Annotated in this window: 8 protein-coding genes; 2 read left to right on the top strand and 6 right to left on the bottom strand. The window is 44.4% G+C overall.

The window, feature by feature from the left end; genetic code table 11:
* Positions 1-15 precede the first annotated feature (15 nt).
* Positions 16-1,464: a signal recognition particle protein gene (ffh, locus tag QT979_RS08340; protein WP_333309173.1), complete on the top strand. Its 1,449-nt coding sequence runs from the start codon at positions 16-18 to the stop codon at positions 1,462-1,464.
* 168 nt (positions 1,465-1,632) lie between these two features.
* Positions 1,633-1,767, top strand: coding sequence for a hypothetical protein (locus QT979_RS08335; protein WP_333210638.1), 135 nt, complete (start codon positions 1,633-1,635; stop codon positions 1,765-1,767).
* Between the two features lie 70 nt (positions 1,768-1,837).
* Here the strand turns inward: QT979_RS08335 and QT979_RS08330 are convergent, their stop codons facing one another.
* From QT979_RS08330 to metG, 6 genes are all read right to left on the bottom strand, one after another.
* Positions 1,838-3,730, bottom strand: a complete 1,893-nt coding sequence (locus QT979_RS08330) for an EAL domain-containing protein (RefSeq protein WP_333309171.1) — start codon at positions 3,728-3,730, stop codon at positions 1,838-1,840.
* Between the two features lie 4 nt (positions 3,731-3,734).
* Entirely contained in the window at positions 3,735-6,530 is a 2,796-nt protein-coding gene (locus tag QT979_RS08325; RefSeq protein ID WP_333309169.1) for an ATP-binding protein, read from the bottom strand.
* A 1,007-nt stretch (positions 6,531-7,537) separates the two neighbouring features.
* On the bottom strand, positions 7,538-8,122 hold the full coding sequence (locus QT979_RS08320) for a Uma2 family endonuclease (protein ID WP_333309167.1): 585 nt from the start codon (positions 8,120-8,122) through the stop codon (positions 7,538-7,540).
* An 85-nt stretch (positions 8,123-8,207) separates the two neighbouring features.
* Positions 8,208-9,404, bottom strand: coding sequence for an LPS export ABC transporter periplasmic protein LptC (lptC, locus tag QT979_RS08315; RefSeq protein ID WP_333210646.1), 1,197 nt, complete (start codon positions 9,402-9,404; stop codon positions 8,208-8,210).
* Between the two features lie 176 nt (positions 9,405-9,580).
* Positions 9,581-10,186 carry a LabA-like NYN domain-containing protein gene (locus QT979_RS08310; RefSeq protein ID WP_006631885.1) on the bottom strand — a complete coding sequence of 202 codons (606 nt, stop codon included), beginning with the start codon at positions 10,184-10,186 and terminating at the stop codon, positions 9,581-9,583.
* Positions 10,187-10,291: 105 nt separating this feature from the next.
* Positions 10,292-11,884 carry a methionine--tRNA ligase gene (gene metG, locus QT979_RS08305; protein ID WP_333210648.1) on the bottom strand — a complete coding sequence of 531 codons (1,593 nt, stop codon included), beginning with the start codon at positions 11,882-11,884 and terminating at the stop codon, positions 10,292-10,294.
* Positions 11,885-12,081: the final 197 nt, after the last annotated feature.

Raw genomic sequence — 12,081 nt, 5'->3', positions numbered from 1 at the left:
AGCCTAAATTGCCCTATGTTTGAAGCCCTTGCCGATCGACTCGAATCCACCTGGAAAAAACTGCGCGGACAAAATAAAATCTCCGAGTCCAACATCCAAGACGCGCTCAAAGAAGTCCGCCGCGCCCTCCTGGAAGCCGATGTCAACCTCCAAGTCGTCAAAAACTTCATCGGAGAGGTAGCGGCAAAAGCACAAGGCGCAGAAGTCGTTTCAGGCGTTCGTCCCGACCAACAATTCATCAAAATCGTTCACGACGAACTCGTGCGTGTCATGGGGGAAACCAACGTACCCCTCGCCACCGCCGAATCCGGGCCCACAGTGATCCTGATGGCAGGTTTGCAAGGAACCGGGAAAACCACAGCTACCGCCAAACTAGCGCTGCACCTCCGCAAACAAAATCGTACCGCACTGCTAGTCGCAACCGACATTTATCGACCAGCCGCGATCGACCAATTGCTAACCCTCGGCAAACAAATCGACGTACCCGTATTTGAATTAGGCAAAGACATTGACCCCGTAGAAATTGCCCGCCAAGGCATCGAACACGGCAAACAAATCGGCATCGATACCATCATCGTCGATACCGCAGGTCGCCTGCAAATCGACCAAGACATGATGGCCGAATTGGGCCGCATCAAACAAACAGTACAACCCCACGAAACGCTGTTAGTTGTTGATGCCATGACCGGCCAAGAAGCAGCCAATTTAACCCGCACCTTTCACGAACAAATCGGCATTACCGGCGCAATCTTAACCAAATTAGACGGCGACAGCCGCGGCGGTGCAGCCTTATCCGTGCGGCAAATATCCGGCGCGCCGATTAAATTTGTCGGAGTCGGCGAAAAAGTGGAAGCATTGCAACCATTTTATCCCGATCGCATGGCATCTAGAATACTCGGCATGGGCGATGTCTTGACGCTAGTAGAAAGAGCGCAAGAAGAATTTGACATCGCCGATGCCGAGAAAATGCAAGAGAAAATGCTTACGGCAAAGTTTGACTTTACCGACTTTCTCAAGCAAACCAGACTGTTAAAAAACATGGGTTCCCTCGGCGGCATCATGAAAATGATTCCGGGGATGAACAAACTTTCAGACGAACAAATGCGGCAGGGAGAAGTGCAGCTAAAACGCACCGAAGCCATGATTAATTCCATGACAGTTGAAGAACGCCGCAATCCCGAACTTTTAGCAAGTTCTCCATCCCGCCGCCGCCGCATCGGCAAAGGCGCAGGCTATGCTGAAAACGACGTAACTAAGCTGGTCAGCGATTTTCAGAAAATGCGTACAATGATGCAGCAAATGAGTCAAGGCAACTTTACAGGAATGGGAGGATTGCCGGGAATGCCGGGAATGCCGGGAATGGGTGGCCCCGGAATGCAGCCCGGTTCCCGTGGCTATATGGGAGCCCAGCAGAAGAAGAAAAAGAAAAAAGATAAGCCAAAAAAAGGTTTCGGACAGTTGTAAAAAGCATCAAACTTATTACACGATTGTCAAAAATTTGTAGGGGCGGGTTCACCAAAAATAATTGCCTAAAACCGATAATCTCGTAAACCCGCCCCACCCCCCCGCGATAGTTCTTATTTAGCTCTTTTCTTGTTACCGATTTCAATCTAAAAAAGCCTGTAATTAAATATGGTACAAACAATTACTCAATCAGAAATCATATCTATAGAATTGCCAAACGCGATCGGACTTCTTGTCAGTAGCCAGCAATTCGAGGCCCTAGCATTGGCCAATCCCGGTTTGAGATTAGAGAGAAATGTATAAGGAGAGTAGGCTTTTGCGGCTTTCCTAGAAGAGATTCATAAAATTTATTGGGGCTAAACTAGATGACTGGCTAGCTTACTACCCCTACTTTTATGCCTAATAGTTCGGTTGCCTTTTCGCTGTCTACAGGCTTAGAAAATAAATATCCTTGCCCCAACTCACACCCCAACTCTCGCAGTTTCTGTAGCTGTGTTGGCGTTTCTATGCCTTCTGCCACAATATCCATACCTCGGCTGCGAGCCAGCGTCACAATTGTCTGGATAATTTCTACGCCACTGTTGTCTGAGCCAATGCGGCTCACAAAAGACCGGTCAATCTTTAAGGTATCAATGGGAAACTCATGTAAGCGACTTAAAGAAGAGTACCCCGTGCCAAAGTCATCGATACACAACAGAATGCCTAGAGCCTTTAGCTGCTTCAACATCTTTTCTTCTCTGGATACTGTTTCCAAAATGCAACTTTCAGTAATCTCTAGTTTGAGACGGTAGCTGGGAAAGCCAGTCTGCTGCAAAATCTCCTCAATTCGATTGAGTAGGTTTGCTTGCTTGAGCTGCACGGGGGAAAGATTGACATTAATCGCCAAGGGAGGTGTTTGGGGAAACTGTTGCTGCCAAATACTAATCTGGTGACAAGCTTCCTGCAAAACAAACCACCCCAATTCATTGATCAAACCAGTTTCTTCAGCCACAGGAATAAACTCAGCAGGCGGGTAGATGATGCCAGATGGGTGATGCCATCGCACCAAAGCTTCAAAGCCACTCAGTTGCCCCGTAGAAAGGGAGACAATTGGCTGGTAGTGAACGCAAAATTCTTGTAGCGCCATTGCCCTTCTCAAGTCGTTCTCCAACTGCAAGCGCGTCATCGCCACAGTTTGCATAGCTGGATCGAAAATTTCGTAACGCCCTCTACCTTGAGCTTTAGCATAATACATAGCAATATCCGCATCTCTGAGTACGTCTTCTGGGCGCTCGTAACCCATTGTGCTAACGATAATTCCAATGCTGATCTCGGTAAATACTTCATATTCATTCAAATTAAACGGCTGCCTTAATTGATTTTGGATGCGTTCAGCCACCCTATTTGGTTCATCTATATCTTTAATATCTTCCAGCAATATCACAAATTCATCTCCTCCAAACCGCGCAACTGCATCTGTATGCCGTAAACAAAGTTGCAATTGACGAGCAACGCTTTTTAGTAATTGATCCCCAACTAAATGTCCGAGGCTATCATTCACTACTTTAAAGCGATCTAGGTCAATAAATAGCACTGCATATAGATAATCTTCATGTCTGTACGACAAGTCGATCGCCTGTTGCAGCCGATTCATAAACCAAGCGCGGTTAGGCAACTCCGTTAGCGCGTCGTGAAAAGCATAATGTCCTAATTTTTGTTCTCTTTCCAACAACTGAACTTGAGCCTGTTGAAGCTCGTTGCAGGCTTGTCTAAGTTCAGCCGTTTGAGAAGCCACCCGTTCCTCTAACTCAGAAGTGAGTTTCTGCAAAGCCATTTCCGCCTCTTTTCGCGCTTCAATTTCCTGTTTAAGAAGCACATTTTGCTCTTCCAGCGTCTTGGTCAAATTTCGCAGTCTCAGGTGTAGTTGCACGCGGGCTAGGACTTCCTCTTGCTGAAAGGGTTTGGTGATATAATCTACTGCCCCCATTGACAAACCTTTAACCTTATCCACGCGTTCCGTAAGAGCTGTCATAAAAATCACAGGGATATCTTTCGTTGCCACCGATGCTTTTAAGCGGTAGCAGGTCTCAAAGCCATCCATCCCCGGCATCATCACATCTAACAATATGATATTTGGCGAAACTTCTTGTAACTTCTCAATAGCACTTTCCCCATCCTTAGCTACTAAAACCTTGAAGCCTGACTCCTTCAAAAAATCGAACAGAAGTTTAAGGTTATTCGGGTTATCGTCAACAATTAAAATTACATTGTCTTTTTGGTTAAGCATTTTATTAGCCCAAATGTTGTTTGACAAAAGCTAGTAGTTCTTTTTCTTCAAATTTTTTGGCAAATTGCAAGATTTTATTAGCAAAGGGTAGATAGTTGCCGTCTATCTGCTTGAGTCTATTGGCTTCCTGCTCAACCACTTCAATATCGCCGATCCGAGCTGCATTAAACAGCGCTACCAGCTCTGCTGATGGTGGTATCACAAGCTCACCACTCTGAACGTTTAATAAATCCGTGAAATCTGCCTGCGGTGTGTTAGCCAAATCCGCAGGGGGGTCGTATATCCATTCTATTTGTAAGTAATTTTTTAAGACTTCTAGCAATTCTTCTACTTGAATAGGCTTTGCTAAGAACTCGTTACAACCTGCTTCGTGGCTATTTTTCCGATCGAATTCAAACACGCTGGCGCTGGATGCTATCAATATTACATCTTTAAACTCTGATGATTTTCGGAAGCGCCGCGACATTTCAAATCCATCCATTACTGGCATCACTAAGTCTGTGATAATCAGATCCGGTTGAAAATTAATGGCTTTATTTAAAGCCTCTTGTCCATTACAAGCTTCCATAATATTAAAACCTAGTGGTTCTAAAAAACTTCTAATAAAACCTCGATTTTCAAATCGATCGTCTACTAACAAAATTCTATTTTTATCGCCTTTAAAACCTGTTAAATTAATAGAAGTATTTAGCGAAGGTTGCTCAATAAATTCAGATGATTGAGTCAACTCTAAATCAAAGTAAAAAATGCTACCTTGACCGAGTATACTTTCGACGTGTATTTCGCCTCCCATCATTTGAACAATTTTCTGTGCGATCGCTAATCCCAACCCAGTGCCTTCTGCCTTCTGCTGGCTATTTCCGACTTGTTCAAACGGTAAGAATATTTTTTCTAACTGTTCTGGTGCCATTCCAATCCCCGTATCTTGGATATGGAAACGAATTTTAGTAAGTTGTGATTGGTCAGATTCTTCCCCCGTACCTATTACGCCTACCTTAAAAATAACACCTCCTTTTTCGGTAAATTTAATAGCATTGCCCAAAAGGTTAAGTAAAACTTGGCGCAGTCGTTTTTCATCAGCACTTACAGCGTTAGGAAGTTGATTTAATACTTGATAACTAAATGTAATTTCTTTTTGTTCAGCTCGGATGCAGCACATTTCCACAACCCCGATCAAAAAAGAAGAAAAATTAAAATTTGAACTGTAAAGTTCCATTTTACGGGCTTCAATTTTAGAAAGATCTAAAATATCGTTAATCAGCGTGAGTAAGTGGGAACCACACTGGTGAATAATGTGGATAGCATCTTTTTGTTTAAGAGTGGTAGTTTTATCGCGCTCCATAATTTGAGAGTATCCTAGAATTCCGTTCAGGGGTGTGCGAAGTTCATGGCTCATGTTGGCGAGGAATTCGCTCTTGGCATGGTTAGCAGTATCAGCGGCAATTTTTGCCTCTTTTAGCTCACTTGTTCGTTCTTCTACTCGATTTTCTAGCTCGGAGTTGGTCTTTTCTAAAGCAGCAAAAGACTCGCGCAATTGCTGCGCCATTTGGTTAAAAGATTGAGCGAGAATTCCCAGTTCATCTATGCCATTTACGTCTACTTTTTGGTTTAATTGACCGCTAGCGATCGCTCTACTCGCTTTACTCAAAAGAAAAATAGGATGGGTAATCCAGCGGGAAGCGAGGATTCCTAACAACGTCGCTAGCACTAACGCTAAAACGCAGAGTAGGATAGTGCTACGGGTATTGGCATTGATTTCCTCCATAAAGTCGGCTTCTGGAACGACAACAACAATCAGCCAATCAAGACCTCGACCATCTTGGAATGAGGATACTTGCACGAATTCCCGCTGACCATCTAGCATGAAGTCTAGTTGCTGGTTGCTGTCAATTTCGGTAAAGTTACCAAAGCGTTCTATTAAATGTTGCGCTGTACCCTTGATTAAAGGTATGCTGCTTTCAATCGCTTTTAATCGTTGCGTTTTTTGGCGATTTTTGCTCTTGATAAATGGCTTCTCGGCGGTGGAAGAAGCCACTAGCAAGCCCGATCGTTCGATGATGAAAGTCTTTCCCGATCTACCAATTTTTAAACTTTGGAGAAAGTCGCTAATTTTTGATAGAAATAGATCGGTACTTACAACTCCTCTAAAAATGCCATTTTTATCGTAAACAGGTTGGCTAGCGGAGATTCCTAGGCTAGGTTGAATATAATATTGATAAATTTTATTCCATTGGGGTTTGCCGACAACTTTTGCAGCTTGATACCAGGGTCGAATGCGGGGATCGTAGTGTGGGTGGGTTTCCTTAAACTGAGTCGGATTGCCCTCTCTATCTACCTTGACGATCGTATTGAGAAAATTAGTAGAGCGATCGGTTATTTCAATAACCACACTGCCATCATCCTTATATCCAGCACCCGCGTATTCTTTTTTTTCCCCTCCAAAACTGATGTAACTAACACTGGGAAATTGCTTGAGCTGCCAGTAGAAGTAGCTTCTCATAGAACTCATATTGTCTGGATTCCATAATCCAAAGCGGCGAATGGCATCGACGCTGATTGCATTGATCAAATGGGGCGTTTCCAAGTAAGTGTTTAATTGTTGATTGATGCGGGCGACTACCTCCGTTCGTAATTGGCTAGTAACGTTGTTGACGGCAGTTTTGCCGTTGCGTAGCGAGAGCCAACCTGTCAGTCCTACAGCGAGAAAGATTTGCAGCACGAATGGTACGACTAAGACGAGGCGCAGCGGGATTTTTTGAGGGCTTTTTGCAAGTTCATTCTTACTTGCGATTAGTGTCATGGCGGAGTCATTTTAGTATTGGGATTATTTCAATAACAACAGTTGCTCACCCTTGGTCATTTAAAGTCAGCTATAGGGAAATTATTGATTTCGTCTCTCTTGAACGCCAATTGGTTTAATGATATCTTATTGTTGAATAACCTGGCTGAAAGGAGTGGCTAATACTGATACAGTTGGCAAATTTATGAAAAAAAACAGATCCCCATTTGAGACGAAATCTCCATAAATGTCAAATGCTATATTCTGCTTGGGCTTGCAGTGTAAGCCTACCTGCATATTTCATCGATATTGAGTACACCTTCATTCACTTGTAGGTCTTGACCTCAATACTAATTGATCTAAGCATACAACTATAGTCAGGACTTACGAAATATAGGGTCAGAAAACCAGCTTGCCCGTGCTGCCCTTAAAAAGGGGGGGACCGCTTCAAAAAACGGGGCACTTGAAAGCCCTCTTGGAAAAAGGGTTTCGGAGTTCTATGCGTAAGTCCTAAGCTTACGCCAGCTAAATTGCGCTTCTTTTTTCAACGAGTTCTCTGACCCGTCCCACAAGGATTCTCAAATAGAGGAAATGGGAACCTAGATGCACAATAACTTAATAGTTTATCCTGCATAGTGCCTAAAGCAAAGCTGCGTCAAGGTTTTGAGTTGATTGACCAAGCGAAAAGATATTCGCAGGCGTGAGTTAATAAAAGAGAGTGGCGAGCTCCCTTGAATCAGGTTCAAGGCGAGCTTGGAGGATCTTATGAGTCAATAAGCCTGTCAATAATCCCCTATCTTTTTTGAGGTTCAGGGGCTTTAATGCTTTTACCATCAAGGTTTCACAGGCGTTGTCACCCCGCCAAGTATTTTTACTTACTACTGTCTCGGACGATCGACTTCGCTGCGCTCTTCCAGTGTATGCTGCCCGTTGGGATGTGTTGTATTCAGGAACTTTAGTCCTTAGTAACTAACAACTTTAAGAAAAGACAGAAATCATTATTACAAACTTAATTGCACAATCAAATTCTATTGAATAGCTTGCCTGAATTCCCGCATTGCCTGAAGGTGATTTTCAATATTGATACACCGCGCCAATAATACAATATCTAAGTCTGGCAGAACTTGAGAGCGATCGACCTCTGCATATCCATCATCCCCCAACGAATACAAACGCAGCCTACCATTTTCCCAAAACCAAACTTCAGGAATTTCGAGGCGTTTGTAAGCTTCCAACTTGTTAATACCGCCGCTAGTCACCACCACTTCCACCGCCAAATCGGGACGTTCTCGGTTAGAAGCCAATTCGTAAGACAAATCCGCTTCTCGCTTCACCATTCCAGTTTCACTTTCGAGCGTCACTGAGCCAGTTGGCGTAAAATCAATCCCTGCGTATTCCAAATACATATCCACCAGCGTTGAAATCCGCTGTTTTGCAGTTTCGTGTTTTCTTCCAGGCATACGTCTAATCTCCAACACCCCATCTAAAAATGACAGCCTCACCCCTGGGCGCGAGAGCAACTGTTCAACAGCCTTAAACTCTCTCCAACTTAATCCGTCAATTAAGATAGGTTCATCTACCCTTTCTAAAGTTGTTTCTAAAGTTGTCGTCATCCCTACCCCTCCTTACTCAATCTAATCTTCATTATATCTGCGTTCATCAGCGCTCATCTGCCTACATCAGCGGTTGCAATCCCATCTACTGTCCCAAAGTTCCCTTGTACTCGTCCGGTACAAATTCCGTAACCACTTGGCCGCCGCCACCGTCGCCTTTGACAATCACAGTTTGATTTTTCAACTCTCCCGCCGCCCTCGGCCCAGTCAAATTAAACACCGGATTTAGTTGCTTGTAAACCACATTTCCTTCGGCGTCAAAAGTCTGATTAGTTAAATACCACGTTACGCGATCGGTATTTAATTGAGCTTGACGTTTTTCCCCAATTCCTACCACATTCCCAGTCAAATAAAAGATTTTTTTCTCTAAATCTCCCCGCCCCGTATCCCCAGTCATCGTCACCTTTTCCACGCGGTGAAAAACCTTCACAGGCCCAGGCGATACCACAGATTGCGCGGGAAAATTCCAACTCATCAAACTGCTTTCTATTTGCAGCGGCGGGTCTGATGGCATCAATTGAGCGTTTTTTGTCAGCGTCGCAATCTTGGTTTTTAAGTCTACATCTACTTGGTCGGCAAAACCGCTGTCTGTTACTATTTTATCTTTGTATCTGTCAATTTGAGTCGGTTGGTCGCTGTTTACCTTTTGTTGCTCCACAAACCACACTAAGTGCTCGGTTCGCAATTGCAAAACCGGATCTTTAACCTTCGCCACTACAGATCCGAATAACTCCATCCTCTTAGCCCTACTGAAAACCCGCGCTTCCTTCGCTGAAGCAGTTACCTGTTTGTTCTCTCCAGTCAAATTGTTGCGGACAACTAGAACATCTTCTTTCGGCCGCCACTCCAACTCATTTCCGCGCAAAACCACTCCATTTTTTAGGTCTGTAGCGACTATGTTACCTTTGAGAAACACCTGATTTCCTTCCTGAAATACCTGTCCGGTCTCTCCCTGAATGTCGTAAATTTCTTTGCCGTCCTGAAACAATTTGCCCACAGGTTTCTGAACGTTAACTATCTTTTTGTCTTTGCTGTAAACGGCATTTTGCGAGTTTACTTTCCAGAACGTCTCGCCCTTTTCGTTTGCTTGTTCTAGAGTTACTTTGTTTAAAGTTAAAGTGCTGTTTGACTCTTGAGCAGTTTGGAGATCCTCAGCTAATTTATTCTTTTGAGTCTCTTGCGGAACCGCACAAGCGTTAATCCCCAAAATCAGTGCGACTAAAAATAGCAGCCTCAATTTTGGGGATTTGAGATTGGGATTTGGGGATGTGAGATTAATCATTGGGAATTGGGAATTGGTAATCGTTAATTTGTAATTGATAATTTGGTAGTGAAAAACACTTAATCAAAAATTAAAAATGTCTTATGCTTTCTCTAAATTTTTAACTTCTAATTCTCCAGAATTCAACCCATTAACCATCACCTATTAACCCTTACCAATTACCCCTTACCAAATCCCTATCTGTCGTCGTGTTCCTCCATCAAGCTCAGACCCGATAAAGGGCGGTAAGCATAATTAGGGCGCGATGTTTTTTGGATGTCGTCCTTAATCATTTCCAAATCGATATAGCGATCGGCTACATTAATCAAACTGTCACTCGTCATCGATCGCAAACTCACCACTTCAACCCGCACGCCGCGATAGCTCACAGCGTCTACAGCATAAGCCAAATCGCCGTCACCGCTGACCAGAACCGCCGTGTCGTAAGACCCCACTAAAGCCATCATATCCACAGCGATTTCTACATCCAAATTCGCCTTCTTAGAACCATCTGGCAACTGTACCAAATCCTTAGAAATCACGCGGTAGCCGTTGCGGCGCATCCACAGCAAAAACCCCTGCTGTTTCTCGTTAGTGCGATCGACACCCGTGTAGAAGAAAGAGCGCAGCAGCCGTGAACCCGCAGTTAAACGGCACAGCAGCTTAGTGTAATCAATCTCAATTCCTAACTGCAAAGCCGCGTAAAAAAGGTTAGAACCGTCAATAAAAATTGCTACTCGACCGCGATTTTCTAGAACCTGTTCCGGCGTAAAAAGGTCGTTGCTTTCTATTCTATTCAACATGATTGTTATGCCTCAATTTTTATGAAAGATTGGTAAGGAAATAACTGCTAATTCGTAGTCTGTCATAACACCCAGAGCGCTGGCTGCCAACTATGAAGGTACTGTTTACAGCAGTTCGAGCCGCTTAAAAACAGGTTGGGGTTCCCCCAGAGTTTGGTTTGCAGGCAAAGCGCCCCAGGCAGCATGAGCTGCAAAATTCGCTAAACTGTTAACTGTAACTCGATCGTTAAAGTCAATTGAAAAACCTAGCTGCTGATAGATAGCGTTGCTGATATTCGGAATAATCGGCGATAAAAGGTAAGATGCTAGTCTAACAGATTCCAGAACAGAATATAGCACTTGTTCGACACTTTCGATCTGTCCCTGCTTGTACAAACTCCAAGGTGCTTGCACGTCAATAAACTTGTTCCCGGCTCGAACTAATGCAAGCACGGCTTCGGAAGCCTTGCTAAAAGCTAACTCTTCGTAAAAACTCGCTACTTGCTCGCCCAAATCCAGGCTCATAGCCTTGAGAAGGTTGTCGCCGTCAATATTTTCTGCCAACACCTTCGGTACGGAGCCACCGCAATATTTGCGAGCCATGTTTAGGGTACGATTAAGCAAATTTCCCAAATCATTTGCTAGCTCAGCATTCAATATATTGATAAACCGAGTTTCGTTAAAATCGCCGTCCTCTCCGAACTCAATTTCTTTGAGAAAATAGTAACGCACTGCATCAGCGCCGTATTTGTTGACCAATTCGACAGGGTTTAAAGTATTACCCTCTGTTTTCCCCATTTTTTTGCCGTCTTTGGTCAAAAACCCGTGTGCGAAGACGCGACCCGGCATCGGCAGATTTGCTGACATCAGCATTGCCGGCCAGTAAACTGCATGGAAGCGAAGAATATCTTTGCCGATCAAGTGCAAGTCAATCGGCCACCATTTAGATAAAGCATTCTCCAAAATCGGGTCGCTGTCCGGATCTAGCAAGGCGGTGACGTATCCCAGCAAAGCGTCAAACCAGACGTAGATGCTGTGACTGGGGTCAACTGGCATTGGCAGACCCCATTCGAGATTCACTCTAGAAATCGAAAAGTCTTGCAGTCCAGAGTTGACGAAACTGAGCACTTCGTTGCGTCGGCTTTCCGGCGCGATGAAGTCGGGACGTTCTGCGTACAAGGCCAGCAGTTGGTCTTGATACCGGGACAGACGGAAAAAGTAATTTTCCTCGTCGCGCCACTCAACTTCCTTGCTGGTGTGGACGGAGCACCGATTTCCCGGCAACAATTCCCGTTCATCCTTGAATTCTTCACAGGAGACGCAGTACCACCCTTGTTGCTGGTTCAAGTAGATGTCGCCGGAGTTCCAGACGCGCTGGAAAAATTCTTTGACAATGTACTCGTGACGCCGCGAAGTTGTACGGATGAAGCGATCGTACTGGATGTCGAGTTGCTCCCACAGCGCCTCAAACGCCGGAACCACTGAATCGCAGTGAGCTTGGGGCGATCGTCCCAAACTCTCGGCTGTGCGCTGAATTTTCTGTCCGTGTTCGTCCGTCCCCGTCACCAGCAAAACAGATTTGCCCCGCAGCCGCTCAAATCGGGCTAGGGCATCCGCAGCCATAGTCGTATAAGCGCTGCCAACGTGAGGTAAATCGTTTACATAATACAGAGGCGTTGTTATCGCAAAGGTATTCTTAGTTTTATCAGTCGATTTCATTGAATGTTAAAAGAAAATTCCCTAAATTTCGTTTCGATCTTAACTCAGCGGTTAAATTTTTTATGGAGTGGCAATTAAGCCAAACTTACTGCAAGTTATGTGCAGTTGTCTAACCCGGGCTATTCCCCAAAGAAATATTGCTTTCATCTCCACACTAATCTTTTTTAGTTGTTTTTGACAAACTCTCTAAAATGTCT

The organism is Microcoleus sp. w2-18bC1 (assembly GCF_036700365.1).
Taxonomy (GTDB): Bacteria; Cyanobacteriota; Cyanobacteriia; order Cyanobacteriales; family Microcoleaceae; genus Microcoleus.
This window is presented reverse-complemented; position numbering and strand designations above follow the sequence as displayed.

Bases quoted from the DNA above. Each gene is read 5' to 3' on its own strand.
- ffh (WP_333309173.1), top strand. From the start codon at position 16: ATGTTTGAAGCCCTTGCCGATCGACTCGAATCCACCTGGAAAAAACTG.
- QT979_RS08335 (WP_333210638.1), top strand. From the start codon at position 1,633: ATGGTACAAACAATTACTCAATCAGAAATCATATCTATAGAATTGCCA.
- QT979_RS08330 (WP_333309171.1), bottom strand. From the start codon at position 3,730: ATGCTTAACCAAAAAGACAATGTAATTTTAATTGTTGACGATAACCCG.
- QT979_RS08325 (WP_333309169.1), bottom strand. From the start codon at position 6,530: ATGACACTAATCGCAAGTAAGAATGAACTTGCAAAAAGCCCTCAAAAA.
- QT979_RS08320 (WP_333309167.1), bottom strand. From the start codon at position 8,122: ATGACGACAACTTTAGAAACAACTTTAGAAAGGGTAGATGAACCTATC.
- lptC (WP_333210646.1), bottom strand. From the start codon at position 9,404: ATGATTAATCTCACATCCCCAAATCCCAATCTCAAATCCCCAAAATTG.
- QT979_RS08310 (WP_006631885.1), bottom strand. From the start codon at position 10,186: ATGTTGAATAGAATAGAAAGCAACGACCTTTTTACGCCGGAACAGGTT.
- metG (WP_333210648.1), bottom strand. From the start codon at position 11,884: ATGAAATCGACTGATAAAACTAAGAATACCTTTGCGATAACAACGCCT.